Source organism: Bacillus sp. NSP9.1 (assembly GCF_000465465.2).
Lineage (GTDB): Bacteria > Bacillota > Bacilli > Bacillales > Bacillaceae > Bacillus > Bacillus sonorensis_A.
Window position 1 is genome coordinate 3,055,654 of record NZ_CP048273.1, and the last position, 25,129, is coordinate 3,080,782.

Genomic DNA, 25,129 nt, shown 5'->3' on the forward strand with positions numbered 1-25,129 from the left:
TTTCACCCTTCCTATTTATTTCCCGTTAATTTTTTGTGAATAAAGGAGCCCAGCCATCTTGCAGCCAGATTAAAGACCAAAACGGATAAAACAAGAACCGCTGAAGCGCCGTTTGCGATCGCCTCGGCATCGGGAATAATGCCCTGTGTGTTGACATTCCAAATGTGGACGGCAAGCGTTTCCGCCGGTCTGAAAATATTAAGCGGAGACGTTTCCGAAAATGGATTCCAATCGGCAAAATTCAATCGCGGTGTTGTCAGTCCGGCTGTGAACAGCAATGCTGCAGCCTCTCCAAAAACCCGCCCTGACGCAAGGATCGCACCGGTAATGATCGATGGAACAGCCCCCGGAATCAAAACGGTTTTGATCGTATGCCATTTTGATACGCCTAATGCTAAGGAAGCTTCTTTTTGTTCTTTCGGCACGGAACGAATCGCATCCTCTGTCACCCGCACCATGACGGGAAGGTTAAAGATCGTTAAAACAAGCGCTCCGCCGATAATGCTGTATCCCCAGCCCGTCAGGTTGACGAACATCAGCATCCCAAACATCCCCATGACAATGGAAGGAAGGGATGACAAAACCTCAATACAGACTCGGATAAAATCGGTCAGTTTATTGTCTGGCGCATACTCCGCCATGTAAATACCGCCTCCGACACCTAGCGGAACAGTGATCAGCATCGTCAGCACTAAAATATAAAATGAGTTAAACAGCTGATCACGAATGCCCCCTCCGCTTGAAAGCGCGCTGGAACGCGATGTCAAAAAGTCGAGGTTGATTTGTGAAACACCGTTGATCAAAATATAAGCGAACAGTCCGACAAGAATGGCGGAGATAATCAAGGCAATCAATCCAAAAACACCGGTTGCTAGACGATCTGTTACTTTGCTGTTCATTACAGTTTCCTCCTGGATGACAGATAACGGATGAGCAGAATGAATAAGAATGACATGATCAACAGAACAAGCCCCATTGACCAGAGCGTATTGTTTTCCACGCTGCCATACGTTGTGTGACCCATGTTCAGCGTGATAATCGTGGTCAATGTTCCCGCTGGATCCAACAGGCTCTCGAAAAGATTCCGGGAGTTTCCGATCACCATCTGCACGGCGAGCGCTTCGCCGAATGCCCTCGCCATTCCCAAAACGACAGCTGTCAGAAGCGAAGGCAGCGCTGCCGGAATCAAAACCTTTCGGATCGTCTGCCAACGCGTAGCCCCCAGCGCATATGATCCTTCGCGGAGATTTTTAGGAAGCGACATGAGCGCATCTGTTGAAATGGATGTCACCGTCGGTAAAATCATGACGGACAGGACGATGGTTCCCGCCAACAGGCTGTGTCCTGATCCGCTTGCTTTAAACTGCCCAATAAACGGAACTAATACTGTAAGGCCTATGAATCCATAAACGACGGAAGGAATGCCTACAAGCAATTCAATTACCGGCTGCAGCACTTTTCTTCCCCATGAAGGTGCGATTTCCGTCATAAAAATCGCTCCTCCTATGCCAAGCGGCGCCGCAATCAGAGATGCAAGAAGGGTCACTGAAAATGATCCGATGATAAACGGAAGCGCCCCGTATTTGGGGTGATCATTCATTGGATTCCAATCTAGACTGGTTAAGAATTCAATCGGACTTACACCACTAGTCAGAAAAGATTGCAACCCCTTATTTCCCAGAAAAATCGTGATTGAAATCGCTGCTGCCATCATGATTAACGCGCACGATGAAACCAGAATTTTTCCGCGAACTTCATCCATTTTGCGGTTTTGCTTGGAGCTGATCAGCCGCTCTTTGGCGGACATTTTCTCTATTTGTTGAGTCATTTTTTACACTCCTATAAATACAAGTCATAATAGGGAAAGTGGCTAAGCAGCACACTTTCCCATCTTCTGTTTTCATTATTTTGCAGTTTGCTTTCCATCTGCGTCACGTTTGACTTCCATTTGTGTTGCCGGAATATAGCCCTGTTCTGTCACAATCGTTTTTTGAATTTCGTCACTCATTAAATAATCCAAAAATGTTTTAGCCAATCCTTCCGGTTCACCTTTTGTATAAGAATGCTCATAAGCCCAAATCGGGAATTTACCTTTTTGCACATTTTCTGCCGTCGGTTTCACACCGTCAATTGAAAGTGCTGTAACTTTATCATCCGTCAGATATGAAAATGCGAGATATCCGATCGCTCCAGGTGTTTCAGCGATTAATTTCTTCACCGTGTTTGAAGAATCCTCAGTGATTCCTTCAGCAGGAGTTTCTCCATCAAGCGCATACTTCACAAAAGTTGCGCGCGTTCCTGAAGAATCGGGACGGTTGACAAGAGTGATCTTTTGATCTTTCCCGCCAAGCTCTTTCCAGTTTTTGATTTTACCCGTGAATACCTTTTTCAGATCCTCTAATGAAAGATTATCGATGCCTACTTCAGGGTTGACGGCTGCTGCCATACCGACAACGGCTACCTGATGATCCTTGAGCTCATCGGCAGGAATGCCTTCTTTTTCTTCAGCAAATACATCAGAGTTTCCGATTTGAACGGTTCCTTCAGCCACTTGGGAAAGGCCGGTTCCAGAACCGCCCGCCTGCACTTGAATGTCGGCATCTGGATTTTCATCCATGAATTTTTCCGCCGCGGCTAAGACAAGAGGCTGCATCGCTGAAGATCCGGAAATCGTTAAAGAGCCTGAAGCCTTATTTTCTGTTTTATCGTTTTGTTTGCCTTCTTCTGCATTACCGTTTGTATTATTGCTCCCACATGCTGCTGCGAAGACAACTAAAACGGACATGATGAACATCAGTGTGATCTTTTTAAATGGTTTCACTTCTAATCCTCCCACGTAAATGTGTAATTTGTCCTACGTGTATAGCGTACCTTTCTTGTATTAATCTTGTTTAAATGAATTATTAAGGTTTTGTAAATTAAGCTTGAATATTGTATAAAAGCAGGAAAGAAAGGGAAAAGAAGCAAAAAAAAAGCACCCGCATGCTTGATGCGGGTGCTTCTTTCAAAAAAGGAACTTAAGACCTATTCGGTTGCTTCTTTTTCAATTTTGTCCTTATTTTTTTCTTTTGTGTTCTCTTTGTCCTGTTTTGATTTCAGCTCAAAATACTTATCCAGCACTTTTCTGCCAATATCATTCGTAATGGAGTATCTTTTGCTGTAATCATTGTAGGCCCAAGGAACAACGACGGAAATGGCGACCTCCGGGTTGTCGTAAGGCGCATAAGCGACAAGTGTCGTATTATACGTAGGCATTCCCGTCTTCGATTTATCCGGTCCGTCATAGAAAGACTGGGCCGTTCCCGTTTTACCGGCGGGTTTATACGATGCAGATGCAAACTCTCCTGCTGCCGTCCCATTCGTCATAACCCGTCTGAAACCTTTTTGGACGGTTTCGATTTCTTCCTTGCTCATGTCCACTTTGTTCAATACTTCCGGCTGAATCGATTCCGTCACGGCTCCGATGCCTTTTTTCGAATCAGGCTCTCTGATTTCCTTCACGATCTGGGGCTTCATGCGGTAGCCGCCATTGGCAATCGTTGACACATACTGTGCCAGCTGCAGCGGTGTGTACGTGTCATACTGTCCGATGGCAAAGTCGAGCAGGAAACCTGGCAGCTTTTTGGAGCCTTGGTATCCCGTTGCTTCATTCGGAAGGTCGATGCCGGTTTTAACACCGAGACCGAATTGATTGAAATAATACCTGAATGTACTGAAGGCTTTCGTATTAAGGTCCAGCGGCTGGTGGGGCTTATACTGCCCTTTTCCGACCGCTATCGCTGTTTTAAACATAAATACGTTCGAAGACTGTTCCAGCGCTCCCTGGATGCCCAATGTTCCGAGATTGCTGGACCAGGACTTTTTCGGTTTGCCTTGCCCGATATAAAGCGGTTCATCATAAAACGTCGTATTTAAATTAATCGCTCCCGTTTGCAGCCCTGTTAAAACGGTGGCTCCTTTGACAGCGGATCCCATTGCATACGAAGACGTCATCGTGCCGAGCGCATAGTCTTCGACTTTTAAATTGCCGTTTTTATTTTTAAGCTGCTTGCCGGCAACCGATAAAACTTCGCCGTTTCTCGGGTCCATCATGACGACGAAGGCGCGGTCGAGAAAAGGTGCGCTGTGCTGGGTTTTGGCTTTTTTCAGCTCATCCCCGATGATCTTTTCAATCGCCTTTTGCATCTCGACATCGACCGTCAGCACCAGGTCTTTGCCGCTTTCGCCCTTTGATAAGATTTCCGTGTCGACGATTTCCCCGTTTTTATCGGTTATATTTTTCACTTTCGATTTTTGACCCTGCAGCACATCTTCATATTCCGCTTCAAGATAGCTTTTTCCGACCCGGTCATTTCGGTTGTAGCCGCGTGACAAATAATAGTCGAGCTGGTTTCTCGGAAGACCTTCATTCGAATCGGAAATGCTTCCGATCATCGTTCTGAGCAGCCCGTTATACGGATAGTCGCGCTTCCAATCGGCCGTCACGTCAACTCCCGGAAGCTCGTCCAAGTGTTCGCTGACAACAGCCATTTCTTTTGAAGTCACGTCTTTATTTTTAATATATTGCGGTGTCGACGCATAACCGGAATCCATCTGCCGTTTAATCGCGAGCACTTCCAAATCTTTGTCCGTTAATTCGTTCAGCATGTCTTTTGTAATTCTGTCGAGCTGAAGCTGGTACAGATCGTCTTCGGATAATGTACCGTCTTTGACTTTCTTCCGGTCCTTTGCGGTGATCAGTTTTTCAGCTTCCTTCGGCCTCGTTAATATCCAATAGTCCTTTTTATCCCGCTCCGTTATTTTATCCGTGTCCACGTCGATCATCTCCGCCAGCTTTCGTGCAACTTCCAGGCGTTCCTTCTGCGGGGTTGAGGACGTCCTTGTGTATGTAATTGCGTTCAGCGGCTTATTTTTGACGATCGTATTTAAGTTCCTGTCATAGATTTTTCCTCTTGGAACAGTTGAAACGCCGACGTTATCCTCCTGCTGAACTTCGTTTTTATAGTCTTCCCCGTATACGATTTGTACCACGCCAAGGCGTACGACGACTGCTGTAAAAATCACAAACGCAAGAAAAAACAATATATTCAGCCTGATGGGCAGCGTTTTTCGCTTTTCTGTTTTCGGTTTCCTTTTTATCAATTGCATCACCTTCTTTAAATAAAGAAAAGACACCTTATGAAAAGGTGCCACATATATTGTAAAGTTTTTTTCGGCATTTTTCTACTAATTTCCCTCAAGATTAAAAAATTCACCTTTTGCCTTCGATATAGCTCGGTTCGGCCGTTTGCTTCTGCGCATCCTTTCCGACCGTTTCCCGGGCGGGTTCTGCCAGTTGAATATCTTTGACGAAGTAGTAAATCAGCGTATGGCCGGCCCCAAGCAATACTAAAGAAACGGGTATTCCCAAGTCCTCCTTTAATAATGAGACAAGGAGCAAAAAAACCAAAATGGAGGCAATCCGCCCGATGTTTAAAAAAACTTCCCGTACCACGATATATTCAATCCTTGCTTTCCTCGCGTACCTCGCTTTGCCGATCACATCGTAGGTCAGCGATGAATACGGAACAAGCAAAATCGGATAGCCGATCGCAATCGCTATGGCATAAAGAAGCAGTGTCACATATGTCATATGAAACAATATAAGGAAAAGGGCTCCGAATAAAACAAGGCCTCCGATTAAAATGGCTTTTTTGCGCGTGTTTTTTTTAATCATCCTTGTCGCAAAATAGTAAGCAAAAAAAGAAACAGCCGAATTCAACAGTCCGAATTTCCCCAGGGCCATCTCGCTCTTTGTCGTAATAAAGACAAAGACATTGATCAAAAAAACAAAAATCCCTTCACGAAGCCCCTGGAAAAAGTGGGCATTGGTAACGTTGCGCCAGTTTGCATCCGCATTTCGCTCCGCCCAGATTCTTTTCAACATATACCGGCCGCGCGACTCCCTTCGCTTTAAAAAGAAGCTGGTGATCACAGCTACTGTAAACAAAGCCAGCGAAAGGCTGAAGATCACCGTATATCCCGTATTGTCAGCGAGTCGCGAGATGACATAACCGGCGACGATCGGTCCGATCATGCCGGCGCCTGAATTTAAAACGCCGAGAAACCCGTTAAAAAAATCTCTCGTTTCCGGTTCAGTGATTTCAAATGTCAGTACATTAAAAGCAAGCCAATAAAATCCGTATCCGACTCCAAGGACACCGCCGAGCAGCACCAATCGCGATCCGGCATTTTCCCCCGCCAATAAAACGGTTAAATAAAACACGGCTAAAAAAGATACGCCAAACCTTAAAATAAAGACTCTGTCGATTTTTTTTGCCAAGCGCCCGGCTAACATAAAGGTAAGCGGCTGCATGACAACGATTGACAGATTATAAATCGCCAAGTCAAGAAACTTTCCCGACTGCTTCCAGAGATACACGTTCACAAACGTATTTGAAAGCGCAATGCTCAGCGAATAAAGGCCGCCGACAGTAAGCAAAAGCAGCAGGTCTCTGTTTACTTCAACATCGCCTATAATGTTTTTGATTCTGCTCATAACTGACTCCCCTTTACTGATACACCTTAGTCTGTCACATCAAAAGTCAGTTATGTACCAAGATCCAAAAGAAACGAAAAACAAAAAAGGCCCGCTTTCGCGGACCTTTCCTGCGGTCAATATTATTTTGCTTCGCTGTATAGGCGGGCAACTTCATCCCAATTGACGACATTCCAGAACGCTTTAATGTAGTCTGGACGACGGTTTTGGTAGTTCAGGTAGTAAGCATGCTCCCAAACGTCAAGGCCTAAAACAGGTGTTTTACCTTCTGAAAGCGGGGAATCCTGGTTTGGCGTGCTTGTGATTTCAAGCTCTCCGTTATTTACGACAAGCCATGCCCAGCCGGAGCCGAAGCGTCCTGCAGCTGCCGCAGCGAAATCTTCTTTGAATTGATCAAAGCTGCCGAATTTTTTGTCGATCGCTTCAGCCAGTTCACCGCTAGGAACGCCGCCGCCGTTTGGTGAAAGAAGCGTCCAGAAAAGAGAGTGGTTGGCGTGTCCGCCGCCATTGTTGCGAACCGCTGTGCGGATGCTTTCCGGAACAGCATCAAGATTTGCTACAAGCTCTTCAACAGACTTGCTTTCAAGATCTTGCTTGCCTGCCACCGCCTCATTCAATTTTGTAACATATGTGTTATGGTGCTTCGTATGGTGAATATTCATCGTTTCTTTGTCGATGTGCGGTTCTAACGCATCGTAAGCATAAGGTAATTCTGGAAGTTTGTAAGCCATTATCAATTCCTCCTTAAAATTGTATGTATTGAAATGCCGCCATTTAGCAAGCCTTTCCTCTTTCAATTTATCAAAAGAAAGGGCTTGTTTCAATGGAAATGCTCACAAAATGATCACAAATACATTTCTTTAGCGGACATACTCAACTTTATCCCTTCCTTCTTTATTTTAAACATCTTTTCGGGATTATTTCAAAACTGTATAGAGGAAAAAGCCGATCATGATCAGCTGGATCACACCTTTTGCAAACACACCGGAGATGAAACCGATGAGCGACCCGACTCCGATCTTCGCCGCGGTTTTGATGTCTTTTCGATGGACGATCATCTCTCCGGCCACAGCACCGATGAAGGGACCGAGTATAATGCCCGCCACAGGGATCGCAAACGGTCCGATCAAAAGCCCAGCCGTGCTGCCCCATATCGCCGCCCTGCTGCCGCCGAAACGTTTGATTCCGAGAAGATTTGTTACATAGTCGGCTGCAAATAAGACGGCCGTAAATATCCCTTCCACAATCCAAAATATGTATGAGTAATCGCCGAATGTAAATAAAAACCCATAGAGCACGAAGCCAGCAACGATAAATACGACACTCGGAATAATCGGAAAAACAAGCCCGGCAAAAGCAACGGCAAACATGGCCGCAATAATGAGCCAGTATAAAACGTCCATTTTTATGTCGCCTCCTGTCTAAAAATTTGCTTTTATTATACCTTGTTTCCCCCCAAAACACTCTTCCTGATCGATAAAGTTCCTTGTGTTCATTCATTTGTGACGATACAATAATGCAGATACATTATAGAAATAGGAAGTGAAGTCTGAATGAAGTTATTCCAGCTGCTATTTAAAAGTACATACTCCCCGCCCACCGTCGCCAAAACGCGATTTCAGGGGATAGGAAAATCCATTTTATACGTGTTTCTGCTCAGCATCATCGCCGCTCTGCCCAACCTTTACCATACGAGCAAAGGCATGGTGCAGACCATGAACAGCTTTCAAACAGCGGTTAAAGAAATTCCCGATTTCTCCATTAAAAACGGCACTTTGGATACGGATGCAAAGAAAGCGAAGGAAGCACAGTCGTTCGGATTTGTCGTCGTCTTTGATCCAACCGATTCTTACGGGACAAAACAGATTAAAGATAAGCGCAATTCCCTCGGCATTTTAAAAGACAAATTCGTGATCGCAATCGATGGACAAGTTCAGGAAATGCCTTACACCATGCTGCCGGAAGACATGACAAAACAGGATATATTGTCGCTCATCGAACAAAACAAATCGGTGATCGTTCCCGTATTGTGCGCGCTGCTGTTTTTGGCGACTGCTGCAGGCAAATTCATTGATGTGACAGTCCTTGCTGTCATCGGACTTTTGATTCGGAATGCGCAAAAGAAAAAGCTGTCCTATAAACAGCTGTGGGTGATGTCGGCTTATGCCATGACGCTTGCCACCGTTTTCTTCATGGTGATGGATAGCTTGCAAGCCCTTGTCCCGAGTCAGTTTTTATTAAATTGGGCTGTCAATTTTATCATGCTGTTTCTTGCTGTGAAAGAAGTGCCTTCCCAAAAAACAGCGGGATAAGCCTTTTTGTTGTCATGTTAAAAAAAGGACAAGCGTAAAATAGTAAAAAACAAACGAAATGGGGACAAGTTAAAATGAAGCGTCTTATCGTGTTCCTTTCTATTTTGCTGACCTTGTTCATTGTTTATTATGACATCAAATCAGGCACCATCCCGCAAAAGGCTCTGCCTGTAACAGCTGCAGCCCAAGAACCCGCCGGTGCCCTTCACTATAAAACGGTTACCGTAAAACCGGGACAAACGGTTTTTTCAATCATCGGCGAAAAGCATATTCCCGCTGACAAAATCGCGCAGGACTTTGAAGCGCTGAATCCGAATGTCAAAGCAGGCAGCATACAGGCAGGAGCCACCTACAAATTCCCCGTTTATCAGGAGTAAACGTTAATTTCTTGTCAGTTTCATGAACGGGCGTTACAATAAGACTTGTAAACGATTCGGTATAAGAAATGGGGCTTTCTGCTCCAGAATTATACTTAAGGAGCGAATTCAAGTGAGTGAAATCACACATCGTACAAAAACGCGTCCCGTCAAAGTGGGACCTTTAACAATAGGCGGCAACAATGAAGTCGTCATCCAAAGCATGACAACAACAAAAACGCACGATGTCGAAGCAACGGTCGCCGAAATCAACAGGCTGGCTGAAGCCGGATGTCAAGTCGTCCGCGTTGCCTGTCCTGATGAACGGGCTGCCGACGCGATCCCTGAGATCAAAAAACGGATCTCCATTCCGCTTGTCGTGGACATCCATTTCAACTATAAACTCGCGTTAAAAGCAATCGAAGGCGGAGCCGATAAAATCCGCATCAATCCCGGAAATATCGGCCGACGTGAAAAAGTCGAAGCCGTCGTTAATGCGGCAAAGGAAAAAGGCATTCCGATCCGCATCGGTGTCAACGCGGGATCTCTTGAAAAGCGGATTCTTGAGAAATACGGCTATCCAACGGCTGACGGTATGGTCGAAAGCGCCCTCCATCATATCAAAATCCTTGAGGACCTTGATTTTCACGATATCATCGTCAGCATGAAGGCTTCAGATGTCAATCTGGCTATTGAAGCTTATGAAAAAGCGGCGAAGGCATTCGACTATCCTCTCCATTTGGGGATCACAGAGTCAGGCACATTGTTTGCCGGAACAGTCAAAAGCGCTGCCGGCCTCGGTGCCATCCTTTCCAAAGGCATCGGAAACACCCTGCGCATTTCTTTAAGCGCGGATCCGGTTGAAGAAGTAAAAGTGGCAAGGGAATTGCTGAAATCTTTCGGGCTTGCTTCAAATGCCGCAACACTGATTTCCTGCCCGACCTGCGGAAGGATCGAAATCGACCTGATCAAGATCGCCAATGAAGTGGAAGATTATATCGCCAAAATTAAAGCCCCGATCAAAGTGGCCGTACTCGGCTGTGCAGTCAACGGTCCGGGGGAAGCGCGGGAAGCTGACATCGGCATTGCGGGCGCCCGTGGCGAAGGCCTTCTTTTCCGGAAAGGGGAAATCGTTCGAAAAGTCCCTGAGGAAACGATGGTCGAAGAGCTGAAGAAAGAAATCGACAAGCTTGCCGAAGAGCATTATGCCAAACAAGAGGCTGAAAAAGAAAAATTAAACACATAACAAAAAGCTTGACGGAAATCCGTCAAGCTTTTGCTTTAGAAAAATGGCGCTATAAATATGCCAAGTACTAAAGAAACTGCACCGATACCCATTGCCCAGGCTCCTAAGCCAGCTGCTCCTTGTCTTCTGGCTATATAACCGACAATGATCCCTGCGATTCCCAATAATACGGGAAGCATAAACAATGAAATAATGGAAAGCGCTAATGCGATATATCCGGTTACACGTCCGCCTGCTGCATCGGCATCACCGTTAACAGCTTCTCGATCGCGGCCGTTTTCCGCACGATACGGCTGCGGGGCAACTTCTGCGGCCGTTTCTTCTAAATATTCATCATTATCACCTAAAGTCGCATCGACTAGGTCTGCATCATAACCAGCACGGTTACGGGTTTTTTGATCTCGGTCCATTCGTTATCCCCCCTCTTTAATCCATAAAGGAGCATTTATAGTGTAAGCATTCTTGGACGAATTCATGTTTGCTAAACTTTACTGTAAATGTTAAAAGTTTATGATAAACTGAAGGAATGGATGAGAAGGAGTGTGGACATGTTACATTTAGGAATCGATATTGATGGAACGATCACAGCTCAGGATACTTTTGTTCCCTACTTAAACGAGTCATTCAGCCTTTCCATCACATTGGACGATATCAAAGACTATGACTTGACAAAGCTTTTGAACATTTCTGATGAGGATTTTTGGAAATGGATGAATGAAAATGAGCCCCGCATATATCAGGAAGCATTGCTTGCACAATACGCCAAACAGACGCTTGACGAGCTGAAACAGCAGCACAGGCTGATATATATTACAGCGAGAAGGAACCACCTCAAGGACATTACCTTTAACTGGTTCCGCCAACACAATATTCATTACGATCACATCGAACTTGTCGGCGGACACGACAAACTTGAAGCTGTGTTAAAACACGGCATTGATGTTTTTTTTGAAGATCATCATGGAAACGCCACAATGATCGCCAAAGAAGCTGATATCCCTGTCCTTCTGTTTAACACACCTTACAATCAGCTGCCGTCCGATTCAAATATTATCAGAGTCAACAGTTGGCTTGAAGCCGCAGACTGGCTCAGAAAAAACAAAAAATATCTCGAATACAAAAAAAAGCATGTAAGTCAGACTTACATGCTTTTTTTGCAAGTATAAACCGGCAATTGCCGAACGATGTCTACACCTCAATGCCGCTTTCTTCACAGTTCGGGCATGTGCCGTAAATTTCAAACTTATGACCGCTGATCTGATAACCGTCAAGATCATCGGTGAGCTTCTCCATCGGACACAGTTTAATTTCTTTCGTCTTGCCGCAAACCATGCAAATGAAGTGATGGTGGTGATGAACGGAAGAGCATTTGAAACGGAACAGCTTTTCACCTGAAAGCTCTGTCGTTTCCAATATGCCAAGCTCCTCAAACAGGGACAGATTTCTGTAAATCGTATCAAAGCTTAAACCAGGGTAATCATCATTCAAAGCGTTCAGTACATTCTTCGCCGTTAAATATTTATCAGAATCACTAAAAAGCTGAAGCATATCCTCCCGCTTGCTTGTGTATTTATACCCTTTCTCCTTTAACAGATCAAGCGCTTCCTGTACGTTCACGGCGAATCCTCCTTTTGATTTTATTAAAGCTGATGCATAATATCAGTATGAAAATAGACAGCAGCACGATCGTTCCGCCCGGTGCAAGATCCAGATGGTAAGCGAGCACAAGCCCGATAATGACGGACAGCTCCCCAAACAGTACGGAAAAGAAAATCGCCTGCTTAAACCCTTTCGCTATGCGCATGCTTGCGGCGACAGGGAGCGTCATCAGCGCGGAAACAAGCAATGTACCGACGATTCTCATCGAGGCGGCAATGACAAGTGCCACGATCAAAATAAAAATAAAATGAATCCATTTCGCGGAAATGCCTGATGCTTTGGCATGCTCTTCATCAAACGAAAGCAAAAACAGCTCTTTAAAAAGAGAAAAAATCACGATGAGAACGGCGGCCGAGATGCCGACGATCACCAGCAGGTCTTCGCGCGAGACCGCGCTGACGCTTCCGAACAGATAGCTGAACAGATCTGTATTAAATCCTTGTGCAAGCGAAATAAAAATAACGGAAACACCGATGCCCCCCGACATAATAATCGGAATCGCCAGCTCCTGATAATGCTTATAAACCGTTCTGAGCCTCTCGATAATCAAAGAACCGCCCACAGAAAACATCATCCCGAAATAGATCGGGCTGACACCGGCCAGCATCGTAAACTGCTTTCCCAAATAAAGGCTTGCAGCAATTCCGGCTAATGAAACGTGGCTGAGCGCATCTGCGATGAGTGACAGGCGCCTGACAACAATAAAGACGCCGAGCAACGGTGCGATCAAACCGATCAATATTCCTGAAATAAACGCGTTTTGCAAGAAATCATATTGAAAAAAAGGTGTCAGCATTATTCGTGTCCTCCATGATGATGGTTATGGCTGATGGCTTGGACATCATGACCGTAAAATTGCGAGAGGTCCTGATCTGTCATCGACTCAAACTCTTCCGCATTGCCGTGAAAATGAAGATGCTTATTCATACAGGCAACATGTGTGACTTTATCGGAAACCGTCCCGACATCATGTGTGACAAGAATCAATGTGATCCCTTTTTCCCGGTTTAAACTTTCCAGCAGCTGATAAAAGCCTTCAACCGTTTTTTGATCGACGCCAACCGTCGGTTCGTCAAGAATGAGCAGTTTCGGTTCGCTGACTAGCGCTCTTGCGATAAATGTCCTTTGCTGCTGTCCACCGGAAAGCTCGCCGATATTTCTGTCTTTCAATTGTGTAATCCCGACGGCTTCAATCGCCTCAGCCACTTTCTGTTTATCGGCTTTTGACATTCGTTTAAACAGGCCGAGCTTGGCGGTCAGACCGCTGGCCACCACTTCATATACCGAAGCGGGAAACCCGGTATTAAAGCTGTTTGCCTTTTGGGAAACGAAACCGATCTTATTCCAGTCTTTAAATTTTTTGATCGGGACGCCGAATAATTTCAACTCACCTTGTTGCGGCTTTATTAATCCGAGTATACATTTTAACAAGGTTGTTTTTCCCGAACCATTCGGACCGACCAACCCGAGAAAAGCGCCTTCATTAACCGTTAAATTGATATCTTCTATCACATTTCGATGTTCATAGGAATATGAAACATCTTTCATTTCGATAATGGGTTGTTTCACTTTCTTTCACCTTCAAATTCTCCAGAATCATTACGATTTAACACACAAAAAGAAAATGGCAGCCGGATGCCAGCAAGCCATTTTCAACCGATTGAACAGTTCATTCTTAAATTATACATAGAATCATAAAAAAAGTAAATAAAAGCCTAATGAATCGCGTTTTTAAACCGTCCGCCCCGCGTTTCATGCGTGTCCATGATCGTAATAAACGCCTGTTTGTCAATATCGAATACGATCGATTTAAGCTTCGTCACCTCAAGCCTTGTGACGACAGCGTAAATCACTTCTGTATCTTCATCAGAATAGCCGCCTTTTCCTTTCAGCTTTGTTGTCCCCCGTCCAAGACGGTGCAAAAGCGCGTCAGAAATTTCTTCGTATTGGTCTGATACGATAATAACGGCTTTTGTCTCATCAAGCCCTTGAATCACGGCGTCGATCGTTTTCATCGCGATATAGTACGTCATCACGGAAAACATCGCCTGTTCAGGCCCAAACACAAAGCCGGCCCACGTAAAAATAAAAACATTGACGAACATCACAAATTCGCCGACTGAAAACGGCAGTTTTTTTGTGAGCAAAATCCCCAGAATCTCCGTTCCATCCATAGAACCGCCGTTACGAATCACAAGCCCTACGCCGAATCCGAGCAAAAGTCCGCCGAAAACAGCAGCCAATATAGGCTGAGTCGTAACCCCTTCTACATGATGCAACAGTGTTTCAATAATGGACAAGCTGAATATACCGATCAGTGTAGAAATAACAAACGTTTTCCCAATATGCTTGTAGCCGGAAACCATGAATGGAATGTTCAGGACCACAACAAGAAGGGCGAAGTTGATGTAAGGTGTATCTTTAAAAAGGTAGTCTAAAATTAGAGAAATCCCAATGATGCCCCCATCGATAATGTTGTTTGGAACTAAAAATAATTCAATGCTTGCGGCTGCACAGGCAGCACCGATCAGAATCATGATGATCCGAAATAGCATCCGGACCGCTGATTCTTTTTTATGCTGTTTTTTCGTTGCCATGCTGTCTCTCCTTTTGAGCTGAACTGTCCTTTCTTATCATCATATCATTTAACAGAATGAAATAAAAAAAAGACACATTTTCCGTACTCCGCCATACATTAGTTCAGAGGGGAGGAATGGACGTGATTTTATTTCAGAAAATGGTCCTTCAGCGCTTAAACCAGGTGACGGCCGATGATGTGCTGAAGTATGCTAAACAATACGGAATTGATGTGACACGAAAACAGGCTCTCGAGGTCGAAAAGCTCGTCAACGGGAAAAACATTAATATTTTCAATGAAGAAGAGCGAAAAAAACTGCTGCGGCAAGTTGAGGCTGTTACTTCAAAGGAAGCCGTCCAGCTTTTAAATCAGCTGTTCGCACAATATGTATCATAAAAGGGGCTCTATAAGGCCCCTTTCATCATTGCGCTTTAATTTTTTCCAAAAGCTCTTCATCAAACGCTTTATTTTTAAGCATTTCGATTTCGAATTTGTATGGAGGCTTTTTATTTTTCTTATCCTCTCCTACATAAGGTGTTTCAAGGATCTTCGGGATGCTTTCAAGCTGATCGTGGTGAACGACGTATTGAAGCGCATCAAAGCCGATTTCCCCGAACCCGATGTTTTCATGACGGTCTTTTCTCGCTCCTCTGACATTTTTGCTGTCGTTGATATGAAGCACTTTTAAACGGTCGATCCCGATGATTTTATCGAATTCGTTCAACACCCCGTCAAAATCTGAAACGACATCATAGCCTGCATCGTGTGTATGGCACGTATCAAAGCAGACCGACAAATGTTCATTGTGGGTGACGCCGTCGATGATCTGTGCAAGCTCTTCAAATGTCCGGCCGCATTCCGAACCTTTGCCGGCCATGGTTTCCAGAGCGATTTGCACGTCCTGTTCAGGATCGATTACTTCATTTAGCCCTTCAATGATTTTTTTAATGCCTGTGTCAGCTCCGGCACCGACATGAGCGCCTGGGTGAAGGACGATTTGTTTCGCCCCGATGGCTGCCGTCCTTTCAATTTCAGACCGGAGAAAGTCGACGCCAAGCTCAAATGTCGCCGGGTTTGTCGTATTGGCAATATTGATGATATATGGCGCATGGACGACAATATCGCTAATCCCGTGCTCTTCCATGTGGGCTCGTCCGGCTTCAATATTCAAATCCTCGATTTTTTTTCTGCGGGTGTTTTGGGGCGCTCCCGTATAGATCATAAACGTATTGGCGCCGTATGAACTTGCCTCCTGACTGGCCGCCAGCAGCATATGTTTTCCGCTCATTGAAACGTGTGAACCGATTTTTAACAAAATGGTTTCCCCTACTTTCCTTTTCTGAATTGTTTTCTTTTTTCCTGTCTTTTGATCTTATTGATTTCTGTTTTCATTTTTTTCTTATAGCCGGGCTTGACCTTTCTCGGCTTTTTCACAAGCCGCTTGGCGGTTTCATCCGTTTCATCCGGCTTTTTTTTGCGATTTTGCCGGCGCTTTCGGTCATCGATCTTTTTCCATTCGCCTTTTTCAAGCCGCTTGTTTTCAAAGACGATCCCCATTTGCTCAAGCCTTGTCAGCGCGTCTTCATCAGATGTATCATAAAATGTCATCGCTGTTCCCGATGACCCGGCGCGCGCTGTACGGCCGACGCGGTGAACGTAAAAGTCAAGGTCTTCCGGCAGCTCATAGTTGATGACATGGCTGACGCCTTTAATGTCAATGCCCCTTGCCGCCAAGTCAGTCGCAATGATGTAGGTGAACTCAAGGTCGCCGATTTGCTTCATGACTTTTTTGCGTTCTCTCGGGGTAAGCCCGCCGTGAAGAAGCCCCACTTTCATCCCTTTGTCAGAAAGGAACGCGGCGATATCGTCAGCGGTTGTTTTTGTGTTGGCAAAGACGATCGCCAAATATGGGTTTAAGTGTGTCATGACCTCCAGCAACAGTTCATGTTTATCCCTGTGCCGTGAAGGGATCAAAATGTGCTCGATTTTTTCGGCTGTAATATGCCTCGGTTCAACATGCGCATATTTTGGATTGGCCATATATTTTTTTAAGAACGGTTTTAACTTTTCGGGAATCGTCGCGGAAAATACGAGCATTTGCAGATTTTCCGGCATGTGGGAACCGATAAAATCAACATCCTCTAAAAAGCCCATATCGAGCATTAAATCAGCTTCATCAATGACGAGCGTTTCCGCTTTGTGCACGTCAAGCGCCTGTTCTCTGATCAGATCGGCGATCCTTCCCGGCGTCCCGACTGCAAGATGAGGCTGTGTTTTCAGTTTATCGATCGTTTTCTGCTTATCAGTACCGCCGATAAAACATTTTGAACGAATCGCTTCATCCGGACGGCAAAATTTTGTGATTTTCAGCACTTCCTGATGAATTTGATTTGCCAGCTCTCTTGTCGGAGCCGTAATCACGGCCTGAACGATATCTTTTTCAGGATCGATTCTGCTCAAAATCGGCAACAGATAGGCATGGGTTTTTCCCGTCCCTGTCTGCGACTGCCCGATGGCGCTCTCCCCTTTGAGAGCTGAAGGGATCAATCGTTTTTGAATATCTGTCGGCTCATAAAAACCTAGCTGGTGTACGGCCTCTATGATAAACGGCTTTAAATCGTACATGTCAAATTTCGTTTGTTTCATTTTCCCAACTCCTTCTTGGAAGGCGTCAAAAGACGCTCCAAGCATTATCCTATATGGCTGAATTGTGCGCTTATGTATGCTTTTTTATGCCGCAGCGCCAAAAAAGGCTGGTATCATGTCCATCATTAAATTATAACTGATACCGCGAAAAAAAACCATCTTTGCCAACGCAGCTCGGGCGCCAGAGACAAAAGCACTTTAGACAGAGGCTGCATACCCTATCAAGAGAAGGATTTGGAAAGGAGGTACAAGTATGTATCAACAACAGCCGATGAGAAATCGGCCGGGATTTGGGCCGCAGCGGCCATCCAGAACCTTAATGCAGCGAAATACGGGAATGAGGATGTACCAGCAGCCTCCCGGACAACAGGGGTTTCAGCAGTTTTTTAACCCTCTCGGCCCCGTTCAGCAGCAGCCCGCCGCCCGCGGAGGCGGAATTCAGGGATTCCTGTCCAAATTGCTGCCGGGCGGATCAGCAGCAGGAGGAGGAACAGGCGCCGGATTCGGAGGCGGAGGTGCAGGAAGCGGACTCGGCGGAATTCAGGGGCTTGCCAACCCGTCTTCTATTTCAAACATGCTCGGCAATGTGCAAAAGGCGCTGGGCGTCGCTCAGCAAGTGACCCCGATGATACAGCAATACGGGCCGCTTGTCCGCAATCTGCCGGGAATGGTGAAAATGTTCAGACAGCTGAATTCGGAAGACAGCGCTGAGGAGAACGCAGAAGAGGAAAAAGAAGAACCGGAAAAAGAGACAGAAACAAGTGTCAAAAAAGAGGCTTCCAAACCGGAAAAAGCGAAATCCAAAGACAGCCTTCCGCAATCAGGACGTTCCGCCCCTAAAAAGGAAAGAAAAAGCGGAGACTCTAAACCAAAACTGTATATATAACATTCTTTGATATCTCCTCCTGGATCAGATATAATGAGGGCAAAGAGACTGCAAGAAAATAAGCCGTTTTTACGGCTTTTTATATGCTCGGTCTTAACGTTATAGGAGGACTAAAGAATGAACGTTATTAAAATATCGCCGCGCGGCTACTGCTACGGTGTCGTCGATGCCATGGTGATCGCAAAAAACGCGGCTCTTGATAAAAGTCTGCCAAGACCGATATATATTTTAGGAATGATCGTTCATAACAAGCATGTCACAGATGCATTTGAAAAAGAGGGCATCTATACGCTTGACGGTCCAAACCGACTCGAAATTTTAAATAAGGTTGACAAAGGAACCGTTATTTTTACCGCACACGGCGTATCTCCGGAAGTCCGCAAAGCGGCTGAAGAGAAAGGGCTGGTCGCCATTGATGCAACATGCCCCGATGTGACGAAAACGCATGATCTAATCCTGAAAATGAAAGCTGAAGGCTACCATGTCATCTATATCGGCAAAAAAGGGCATCCTGAACCAGAAGGCGCTGTGGGCGTCGCCCCTGACATCGTCCATTTGGTCGAAACCGAAGAAGATGTAGAGCGGCTGGATGTGGATTCAGACAAACTGATCGTTACAAATCAAACAACAATGTCCCAATGGGATGTCCACGATATTATGGAAAAGGTAAAAGAAAAATATCCTCATGTCGAGTTTCACCAGGAAATCTGTCTGGCCACCCAAGTTCGGCAGGAAGCGGTTTCTGAACAGGCGAAAAAAGCCGACCTGACGATTGTCGTCGGCGACCCGAAAAGCAATAATTCCAACCGCCTCGCGCAAGTGTCTGAGGAAATCGCCGGTACAAAAGCATACCGGATCGGCGATTTAAGCGAATTGAAGCTGGAATGGCTTGAAGGTGTCGAAACGGTGGCAGTGACCGCCGGCGCATCAACACCGACGCCGATCACAAAAGAAGTGATCCGCTTTTTAGAACAGTTTGACCATGAAGATCCGTCCACATGGTCCGTCAGCCACGATGTGCCGCTGCAAAAAATATTGCCTAAAGTTAAAGCAAAAAACTGAAGCTTCAGGTCAGCTTGTAGAGAAACCGATGTTTTTCTGCAAGCTTTTTGTTGTTTTAAATGGTTTTGATGCCAGCGTATTTTTCTGCTTTGAACTTTTTACCTCAGCATCATATGGCGTTTTTTGTTTTCTGCAGACTGACAAAGGGCTGTCTTACATATGATATGATTACAAATGACAACATGAGGGTAATTCTTTAGTTCGCATTAACAAAAGGAGGTCTCGATGGAACACTTAGACTTGCATCATATATTTGAACTAGGTTTTTTGTTGGTCATGATTGCAGCAGGAATCACCGCGATCGCCAAGAAGTGCAGGCAGCCTTATCCGATCGCGCTTGTGATTGTCGGGACGATCATAGGACTTGTACATATTCCGCTCTTTGAACCATTGAAAGATTTTATTACTGAAGGAGAAGTCTTTAACTTCGTCATCATCACGCTGTTTTTGCCGGCTTTATTAGGGGAAGCGGCGCTGAAGCTTCCTTTTTCCCATTTGAGAGAAAACAAACGGCCCGTTCTGGCACTTGCTTTCGGCGGTACGCTCATCTCGTTTCTGATCGTCGGCTTTTCTTCCATGTGGCTGATGCATTTGGCCATTCCGGCAGCATTTGTCTTTGCCGCACTGATGAGTGCCACAGATCCTGTCAGTGTATTGTCGATTTTCAAAAGCGTCGGCGCGCCAAAAAAGCTTGCGATCGTTGTTGAAGGAGAAAGTCTGTTCAATGACGGGCTGGCGGTTGTGCTGTTCAACATTTCCGCTTTTTACTTGATGACTTATTTGGATCTCGGCATCCAAGGCGCCGGTTTAGGCTTGTGGGAGTTCATCAAAGTGATTTCTCTCGGACTTATCATCGGTGGCGTTCTAGGATATGTCTTTTCCCAGCTCACCAAGTATTTTGATGATTACCCTTTAGAAATTATTTTCAGTATTATTCTGTTTTACAGTTCATTTCTTTTAGCTGAAATGGCGGGAGCCTCCGGGGTAATCGCCGTCGTGGTCGCAGCGCTTATTTTCGGCAATTATGGCGCCAGAATTGGCATGAGCCCGACGACAAAGCTGAATATCAGTAACTTTTGGGATGTCGCCGCCTTGCTCGCGAACTCCCTTGTCTTTTTAATGGTTGGGCTCGAGATCACGAGAATTGACCTGACTGACAAATGGGGGTTGGCCATGATGGCGATTGTGATAGTGCTCATCGCCCGAAGTGCCGCCGTCTATATCAGTCTGGCCTTTATCAAGAAATTCCCGGTTACATGGAAACATACCATCAATTGGGGCGGGCTGAAGGGTTCTCTGTCCATTGCACTCGTGCTGAGCCTGCCGAGAGACTTCCCAGGGCGTGAAGACATTCTCATTTTCGCCTTCAGTGTCGTTTTGTTCTCCCTTGTTGTTCAAGGGCTCACGATCAAACCGCTTCTTGAACGGTTAGGCGTGAATCAAAAAGAAGAAGGCAATCAGGAATATGAGGAATTGCTTGCAAAAGGACATCGCTTAGAAACCGCCATTCAAGAAGTCCAGCAAGTCAAACGCAATTTGCTTATACACGAAGCTGTCTCCAGCGAACTGACAGATCAGTACAAAGAAGAGATCAGCCAGCTGCATCAACAAACCAACAAATTATTCGACACATATCCGGAACTCAAAAACAAACAGCAAACCATCTTGAAAAAACATTCGTTATACGCCCAACATCAAGCGATCGAGAACTTATCAAAGGAAGGTATCATCTCAAACGAAGTCGCTGAACAAGAGCAAGCGCGAATCATTGATGAAATCGTTCGTTTGGAAAATGACCATTAACAAACACAGAAAAGCAGACTGCCCGCAGTCTGCTTTTGGCTTGTAGAGAAACCCATGTTTTTTCTACAAGCTTTTTTGTTATTTCATATCTTGATTCATGTTTCTAAAAACTTCTGGCACAGGGCTGTGAAGAAAACTGGTTCCGTTTTCCCCTCAATCTGCAACTAGCCTGGAGAAATCCACAGCCTTTTTTATATAAAAGTAAACGGATTTGTATTTGTTTCTGACGGAAAAATGGTGACATCGTATTTTTTCTTTTCACACATGACCGACAGCTTTTTTGTGACGCCCTCTTTCATGATTTGCTCGGCGTAGTGGCCTGGATCAACGACATTCAGACCGATCATCATCGCATCATGCGCCGTATGGAAATAAAGATCACCTGTAACGTAGACATCAGCCCCCATTCTTTTTGCCTGGTGGATATATTTATTTCCGTCTCCCCCGAGTACGGCGACTTTCTTCACTTTTGCATCAGGCTTCCCAACCATCCGTGCGCCATTCGCCTGAAGTTTTTCCTTCACATGGCGGGCAAATTGTTCAAGCGTCATGTCTTCCTCCAGCTCGCCGATCCGCCCGAGCCCTTTTTGCAGCGGCGCCTGCTCGACCGGATAGATGTCAAAGGCGACTTCTTCATATGGATGAGCCTTCTTCATCGCTTTGATCACCGCTTTTTCAAGACTGGCAGGGTAGACGGTCTCAATCCTGACTTCGTGAACCCGCTCAAGCTTGCCGGTCTCGCCGATAAATGGGTCGGCTTCATCTAGCGGACGAAAGCTGCCGATGCCTTCAGAGGAAAACGCACAGTGGCTGTATGCGCCGATATGGCCCGCTCCCGCATCTCCAAGCGCCGCCCGGACCTGATCCTCGTAATCCTTCGGAACGTAGACAGCGAGCTTTTTAAAGGGCTCTTCATAGGTTGGAATGAGCACCTTTGTTTTCGTTAACCCCAATGCTTCCGCGAGCATATCATTGACGCCGCCGTCCGCGACATCGAGATTTGTATGTGCCGCATAGACCGCAACATCATGCTTGATGCATTTTTCGATCAGCCTTCCGCCCGGCTGGTCTGTTATGACATGTTTCAGCGGCCTGAAAACCGGGGGATGATGGGCGATGATCAAGTCGACGTTCTTTTCAATCGCTTCGTCCACCGTTTCTTCAAGCACATCAAGCGTAACCATGACGTGTTTGATTTTTTTGTTAAGCGTACCGATTTGCAGACCGATTTTGTCTCCTTCAACGGCAAAAGACTTTGGCGAAAATTGTTCAAACAATTGAATGATTTCATTTCCGTTGATCGTTTTAACCACGTTCGAGAACCTCCTTGAGCTGCTTTATGCGCTTTAGCACGTCTTCATGCTTCAGTTTATTTTCCGCAGTCGGAGCCGCTTTCTCCAACCCGCGGCTAATACCTTCCAAATGGCTGAGCTCCTTTGACCATTTCTTTATAAAAACGGCGTTTTTTTCTTTGGACAAAAACGGGCCTGTCAACAGACCGATTTCAAAATCAACTCCCTGGTACGGACGCGCTTTGTCTCCCGGGCCGGCGGCGAGCACCTCGTAAAACTTGCCGTCTTCTTCAAGAATCTCCTCGCCGATTAGCTCATAATTCTCTTGATAGAGCCATTCCCTGATATGATAAGCGTGAATATTCGGCTGCAGAACAAGCCGCTTCACCCCGCTGAGCTTCCCCTTTCCATGTTCGAGAATGCTTGTGATCAATGCCCCGCCCATTCCGGCAATCGTCACCGTATCCGCTTCACCGGGCTTGACGACCTCTAGTCCGTCGCCTTTTCGAACCGATATCAAGTCGGACAGCTCCAAGCGCTCCACTTGATTTTTCGCGGAATTGAACGGGCCGTCTGTAATTTCGCCTGCGATCGCCCGCTTGGCCAAACCGTTTAAAAGCGCATAGCACGGCAAATACGCATGGTCTGATCCGATATCGGCAAGCACCGCGTTTTTAGGTATGTATTTTGCGACCGTTTCAAGTCTTTTGGACAACTTTACTTCATTCACTACACCATCACTACTTTTCTATATTCATTTTATCCCTTACCATCATATTAAAAAATCGCTTTTTTTCCAAGCGCCTTGCCGCCAAATAAAAAAGCCCTTTGTAAAAGGACTTTTTGGATACCTATTTAATGTTTGACACCCATTTGGCCATCTCATCAAGCTTTTCAGGCGGTACAAGTCCGGCGGGCATTCCGTTTCCGCCTTTTTGAATTTTCTCCTTAATGGCAGCTGTATCCATGTGATCGCCGACTCCTTTTAGCTTGGGACCTGAAACACCTTCATAGTTTTCACCATGACAAGTCACACAGTTCGCCTTGTAAATTTCTTCAGGCGACGCATCCGCTTTGCTTTCTTCAGCGGTTTTATTTCCTTCACCCGCAATTTCTTTTGCATCATTCAATCCCTTGAATGAAAGGAAAAAAACTAGTGCAATGCCCATAATGGCAATAAGCAGAAATGGTATCAACGGATTGCGGTTCATTTTACATCCCCCTTTTTAATTAACCCAGCCCCTTATGTAAACACTTCTAATTCTACTTTAATTTTACAAAAAGTAAACCGGTTATGAAACAAAAGCTGATGAAGTTCACACTTTAGACAAAATGATGAACAAAGAAGCCGATCATCCTGATTTTTTGATTTGCCATTTGAAAACCATATTTTGAATACGGTTACAGTAACAATTATAAAGGGCTTTTCCGGCAATCTCAAGGTTATAATGGCTTAAAATGAACTTCCACAAGTATTTGCAATATCGAAAGAAATTAAGTAAAATATAATCGAGTTTACCAATAATAGCGCTTTCATAAAAAAGATTGAAAAAAGAACGGATCTTGTGACCCGTTCAACTTATTCGAGAAAATCTTTCAAACGTTTGCTTCTGCTTGGGTGTCTCAATTTACGAAGTGCTTTAGCTTCTATTTGACGAATTCGTTCTCTTGTTACCCCGAATACTTTACCAACTTCTTCCAACGTCCTTGTCCGTCCATCATCTAGACCGAAGCGAAGGCGCAAAACGTTTTCTTCACGGTCTGTCAGCGTATCAAGCACATCTTCCAGCTGTTCCTTCAGAAGTTCATATGCTGCATGATCTGACGGAGACGTTGCTTCCTGATCTTCAATGAAGTCACCCAGATGTGAATCGTCTTCTTCACCAATCGGAGTTTCGAGTGATACCGGCTCCTGAGCGATCTTCAGGATTTCACGGACTTTTTCCGGTGTCAGATCCATGTCTTCAGCAATTTCCTCAGGCGTTGGTTCGCGGCCGAGATCCTGAAGGAGCTGTCTTTGCACACGGATCAGTTTATTGATGGTTTCCACCATATGCACAGGAATCCTGATTGTTCTCGCCTGGTCGGCAATGGCTCTTGTGATCGCCTGTCTGATCCACCATGTAGCATATGTGCTGAACTTGTATCCTTTGCGGTAGTCAAACTTTTCAACAGCCTTCATCAGACCCATGTTTCCTTCTTGAATCAGGTCTAGGAAAAGCATTCCGCGGCCGACGTAGCGCTTTGCGATGCTGACGACAAGCCTTAAGTTCGCTTCAGCCAGACGCCGCTTTGATTCCTCGTCGCCTTCTTCTATCTTTTTCGCGTATTCAATTTCTTCTTTCGCGGATAAAAGGTTTACCCGTCCGATTTCCTTCAAGTACATCCGGACAGGATCATTTATCTTAACGCCCGGGGGCACGCTTAAATCATTCAGGTCAAATTCTTCTTCGGCCTTGGCCAGCTGTTGAATATTAGGATCCTCAGTTTCTTCGTTCTCACTAATTAATTCAACACCTTGCTCTCCTAAAAATTCATAATACTCATCCATTTGGTCTGATTCGATATCGAAACTGGACATGCGCTCAGCAATTTCTTCATATGTGAGCACACCACGTTTTTTTCCGGCCTCTGTTAATTGGTCCCTTACCTGTTCAAACGTGAATTCAGTTTCGGTCTCGTGCGCTTGTTTATCAGCCATTCATGGATCCCTCCTTCCAAACTTACAGACGAATTCTAAAAAGCATCCCG

General features: G+C 45.4%; 26 protein-coding genes and 1 pseudogene. 8 read left to right on the top strand and 19 right to left on the bottom strand.

Features of this window, described 5'->3' with window-relative positions:
- Window positions 1-11 precede the first annotated feature (11 nt).
- The 7 genes from pstA to M654_RS16000 form a co-directional block, all read right to left on the bottom strand.
- A complete protein-coding gene (gene pstA, locus M654_RS15970; protein ID WP_026587875.1) occupies window positions 12-899 on the bottom strand; it encodes a phosphate ABC transporter permease PstA in 888 nt (295 codons plus the stop codon).
- Complete coding sequence (gene pstC, locus M654_RS15975; protein WP_026587876.1) at window positions 899-1,828, bottom strand: phosphate ABC transporter permease subunit PstC; 930 nt, start codon at window positions 1,826-1,828, stop codon at window positions 899-901. Before pstC ends, pstA begins: the two co-directional genes overlap by 1 nt.
- Before the next feature lie 75 nt (window positions 1,829-1,903).
- Window positions 1,904-2,821, bottom strand: a complete 918-nt coding sequence (locus M654_RS15980; protein WP_026587877.1) for a phosphate ABC transporter substrate-binding protein — start codon at window positions 2,819-2,821, stop codon at window positions 1,904-1,906.
- Between the two features lie 203 nt (window positions 2,822-3,024).
- On the bottom strand, window positions 3,025-5,142 hold the full coding sequence (locus M654_RS15985) for a peptidoglycan D,D-transpeptidase FtsI family protein (protein ID WP_026587878.1): 2,118 nt from the start codon (window positions 5,140-5,142) through the stop codon (window positions 3,025-3,027).
- Window positions 5,143-5,251: 109 nt separating this feature from the next.
- Window positions 5,252-6,538, bottom strand: a complete 1,287-nt coding sequence (locus M654_RS15990) for an MFS transporter (protein WP_026587879.1) — start codon at window positions 6,536-6,538, stop codon at window positions 5,252-5,254.
- Window positions 6,539-6,660: 122 nt separating this feature from the next.
- Window positions 6,661-7,269, bottom strand: a complete 609-nt coding sequence (sodA, locus tag M654_RS15995) for a superoxide dismutase SodA (protein ID WP_026587880.1) — start codon at window positions 7,267-7,269, stop codon at window positions 6,661-6,663.
- Window positions 7,270-7,455: 186 nt separating this feature from the next.
- Window positions 7,456-7,941, bottom strand: coding sequence for a DUF456 domain-containing protein (locus M654_RS16000; RefSeq protein ID WP_026587881.1), 486 nt, complete (start codon window positions 7,939-7,941; stop codon window positions 7,456-7,458).
- Between the two features lie 150 nt (window positions 7,942-8,091).
- On the opposite strand from M654_RS16000, the gene M654_RS16005 reads away from it, so the two are divergent.
- The 3 genes from M654_RS16005 (at window position 8,092) to ispG (ending at window position 10,452) form a co-directional block, all read left to right on the top strand.
- On the top strand, window positions 8,092-8,850 hold the full coding sequence (locus M654_RS16005) for a DUF1189 domain-containing protein (RefSeq protein ID WP_026587882.1): 759 nt from the start codon (window positions 8,092-8,094) through the stop codon (window positions 8,848-8,850).
- A gap of 74 nt (window positions 8,851-8,924) precedes the next feature.
- The gene (locus M654_RS16010) at window positions 8,925-9,227 is read left to right on the top strand and encodes a LysM peptidoglycan-binding domain-containing protein (RefSeq protein WP_026587883.1); all 303 of its coding nucleotides are present in this window, start codon (window positions 8,925-8,927) and stop codon (window positions 9,225-9,227) included.
- 106 nt (window positions 9,228-9,333) lie between these two features.
- A complete protein-coding gene (gene ispG, locus M654_RS16015) occupies window positions 9,334-10,452 on the top strand; it encodes a flavodoxin-dependent (E)-4-hydroxy-3-methylbut-2-enyl-diphosphate synthase (RefSeq protein WP_142246142.1) in 1,119 nt (372 codons plus the stop codon).
- A gap of 35 nt (window positions 10,453-10,487) precedes the next feature.
- On the opposite strand, the gene M654_RS16020 is transcribed toward ispG, so the two are convergent.
- Entirely contained in the window at window positions 10,488-10,862 is a 375-nt protein-coding gene (locus M654_RS16020; RefSeq protein ID WP_026587885.1) for an MFS transporter, read from the bottom strand.
- Between the two features lie 138 nt (window positions 10,863-11,000).
- Between M654_RS16020 and M654_RS16025 the strand changes: the two genes are divergently transcribed.
- Entirely contained in the window at window positions 11,001-11,618 is a 618-nt protein-coding gene (locus M654_RS16025) for a nucleotidase (RefSeq protein WP_051290389.1), read from the top strand.
- Between the two features lie 22 nt (window positions 11,619-11,640).
- On the opposite strand, the gene M654_RS16030 is transcribed toward M654_RS16025, so the two are convergent.
- The 5 genes and pseudogenes from M654_RS16030 to M654_RS16045 all read right to left on the bottom strand — a co-directional run bounded on the left by M654_RS16030 (window position 11,641) and on the right by M654_RS16045 (window position 14,708).
- Window positions 11,641-12,069 (bottom strand): zinc uptake transcriptional repressor Zur, encoded by a 429-nt coding sequence (locus M654_RS16030; protein WP_026587886.1) that lies wholly within the window; start codon window positions 12,067-12,069, stop codon window positions 11,641-11,643.
- Window positions 12,047-12,907 (bottom strand): metal ABC transporter permease, encoded by an 861-nt coding sequence (locus M654_RS16035; protein ID WP_026587887.1) that lies wholly within the window; start codon window positions 12,905-12,907, stop codon window positions 12,047-12,049. Before M654_RS16035 ends, M654_RS16030 begins: the two co-directional genes overlap by 23 nt.
- A complete protein-coding gene (locus M654_RS24415) occupies window positions 12,907-13,227 on the bottom strand; it encodes an AAA family ATPase (protein WP_409444678.1) in 321 nt (106 codons plus the stop codon). The genes M654_RS16035 and M654_RS24415 overlap by 1 nt, the downstream gene beginning before the upstream one ends.
- Before the next feature lie 6 nt (window positions 13,228-13,233).
- Window positions 13,234-13,659: pseudogene (locus M654_RS24420) on the bottom strand (metal ABC transporter ATP-binding protein); the annotation flags it as partial.
- Between the two features lie 167 nt (window positions 13,660-13,826).
- A complete protein-coding gene (locus M654_RS16045) occupies window positions 13,827-14,708 on the bottom strand; it encodes a YitT family protein (RefSeq protein WP_026587889.1) in 882 nt (293 codons plus the stop codon).
- A gap of 122 nt (window positions 14,709-14,830) precedes the next feature.
- On the opposite strand from M654_RS16045, the gene M654_RS16050 reads away from it, so the two are divergent.
- Window positions 14,831-15,085 carry a DUF2624 domain-containing protein gene (locus tag M654_RS16050; RefSeq protein WP_026587890.1) on the top strand — a complete coding sequence of 85 codons (255 nt, stop codon included), beginning with the start codon at window positions 14,831-14,833 and terminating at the stop codon, window positions 15,083-15,085.
- 25 nt (window positions 15,086-15,110) lie between these two features.
- On the opposite strand, the gene M654_RS16055 is transcribed toward M654_RS16050, so the two are convergent.
- Entirely contained in the window at window positions 15,111-16,004 is an 894-nt protein-coding gene (locus tag M654_RS16055) for a deoxyribonuclease IV (protein ID WP_026587891.1), read from the bottom strand.
- 11 nt (window positions 16,005-16,015) lie between these two features.
- Complete coding sequence (locus M654_RS16060) at window positions 16,016-17,335, bottom strand: DEAD/DEAH box helicase (protein WP_026587892.1); 1,320 nt, start codon at window positions 17,333-17,335, stop codon at window positions 16,016-16,018.
- Between the two features lie 253 nt (window positions 17,336-17,588).
- On the opposite strand from M654_RS16060, the gene vrrA reads away from it, so the two are divergent.
- The 3 genes from vrrA to M654_RS16075 all read left to right on the top strand — a co-directional run bounded on the left by vrrA (window position 17,589) and on the right by M654_RS16075 (window position 21,086).
- A complete protein-coding gene (gene vrrA / locus M654_RS16065; RefSeq protein WP_026587893.1) occupies window positions 17,589-18,221 on the top strand; it encodes a VrrA/YqfQ family protein in 633 nt (210 codons plus the stop codon).
- A 117-nt stretch (window positions 18,222-18,338) separates the two neighbouring features.
- A complete protein-coding gene (locus M654_RS16070) occupies window positions 18,339-19,283 on the top strand; it encodes a 4-hydroxy-3-methylbut-2-enyl diphosphate reductase (protein WP_026587894.1) in 945 nt (314 codons plus the stop codon).
- A 225-nt stretch (window positions 19,284-19,508) separates the two neighbouring features.
- Window positions 19,509-21,086, top strand: a complete 1,578-nt coding sequence (locus M654_RS16075; RefSeq protein WP_026587895.1) for a Na+/H+ antiporter — start codon at window positions 19,509-19,511, stop codon at window positions 21,084-21,086.
- A gap of 191 nt (window positions 21,087-21,277) precedes the next feature.
- Here the strand turns inward: M654_RS16075 and M654_RS16080 are convergent, their stop codons facing one another.
- From M654_RS16080 to rpoD, 4 genes are all read right to left on the bottom strand, one after another.
- The gene (locus M654_RS16080) at window positions 21,278-22,399 is read right to left on the bottom strand and encodes a Nif3-like dinuclear metal center hexameric protein (RefSeq protein WP_026587896.1); all 1,122 of its coding nucleotides are present in this window, start codon (window positions 22,397-22,399) and stop codon (window positions 21,278-21,280) included.
- A complete protein-coding gene (locus tag M654_RS16085) occupies window positions 22,392-23,108 on the bottom strand; it encodes a tRNA (adenine(22)-N(1))-methyltransferase (protein WP_026587897.1) in 717 nt (238 codons plus the stop codon). Before M654_RS16085 ends, M654_RS16080 begins: the two co-directional genes overlap by 8 nt.
- A 121-nt stretch (window positions 23,109-23,229) precedes the next feature.
- Entirely contained in the window at window positions 23,230-23,589 is a 360-nt protein-coding gene (cccA, locus tag M654_RS16090) for a cytochrome c550 (protein ID WP_026587898.1), read from the bottom strand.
- A 368-nt stretch (window positions 23,590-23,957) separates the two neighbouring features.
- Window positions 23,958-25,079, bottom strand: coding sequence for an RNA polymerase sigma factor RpoD (gene rpoD, locus M654_RS16095; protein WP_003183609.1), 1,122 nt, complete (start codon window positions 25,077-25,079; stop codon window positions 23,958-23,960).
- Window positions 25,080-25,129 lie beyond the last annotated feature (50 nt).

Coding starts and splice junctions, on each gene's coding strand:
- M654_RS16020 (WP_026587885.1), bottom strand. CDS start 10,862: ATGGACCGAGATCAAAAAACCCGTAACCGTGCTGGTTATGATGCAGAC.
- pstC (WP_026587876.1), bottom strand. CDS start 1,828: ATGACTCAACAAATAGAGAAAATGTCCGCCAAAGAGCGGCTGATCAGC.
- M654_RS16010 (WP_026587883.1), top strand. CDS start 8,925: ATGAAGCGTCTTATCGTGTTCCTTTCTATTTTGCTGACCTTGTTCATT.
- M654_RS16045 (WP_026587889.1), bottom strand. CDS start 14,708: ATGGCAACGAAAAAACAGCATAAAAAAGAATCAGCGGTCCGGATGCTA.
- M654_RS16075 (WP_026587895.1), top strand. CDS start 19,509: ATGGAACACTTAGACTTGCATCATATATTTGAACTAGGTTTTTTGTTG.
- M654_RS16035 (WP_026587887.1), bottom strand. CDS start 12,907: ATGCTGACACCTTTTTTTCAATATGATTTCTTGCAAAACGCGTTTATT.
- M654_RS16005 (WP_026587882.1), top strand. CDS start 8,092: ATGAAGTTATTCCAGCTGCTATTTAAAAGTACATACTCCCCGCCCACC.
- M654_RS16070 (WP_026587894.1), top strand. CDS start 18,339: ATGAACGTTATTAAAATATCGCCGCGCGGCTACTGCTACGGTGTCGTC.
- M654_RS16000 (WP_026587881.1), bottom strand. CDS start 7,941: ATGGACGTTTTATACTGGCTCATTATTGCGGCCATGTTTGCCGTTGCT.
- cccA (WP_026587898.1), bottom strand. CDS start 23,589: ATGAACCGCAATCCGTTGATACCATTTCTGCTTATTGCCATTATGGGC.
- M654_RS16060 (WP_026587892.1), bottom strand. CDS start 17,335: ATGAAACAAACGAAATTTGACATGTACGATTTAAAGCCGTTTATCATA.
- M654_RS15990 (WP_026587879.1), bottom strand. CDS start 6,538: ATGAGCAGAATCAAAAACATTATAGGCGATGTTGAAGTAAACAGAGAC.
- M654_RS16025 (WP_051290389.1), top strand. CDS start 11,001: ATGTTACATTTAGGAATCGATATTGATGGAACGATCACAGCTCAGGAT.
- rpoD (WP_003183609.1), bottom strand. CDS start 25,079: ATGGCTGATAAACAAGCGCACGAGACCGAAACTGAATTCACGTTTGAA.
- vrrA (WP_026587893.1), top strand. CDS start 17,589: ATGTATCAACAACAGCCGATGAGAAATCGGCCGGGATTTGGGCCGCAG.
- pstA (WP_026587875.1), bottom strand. CDS start 899: ATGAACAGCAAAGTAACAGATCGTCTAGCAACCGGTGTTTTTGGATTG.
- sodA (WP_026587880.1), bottom strand. CDS start 7,269: ATGGCTTACAAACTTCCAGAATTACCTTATGCTTACGATGCGTTAGAA.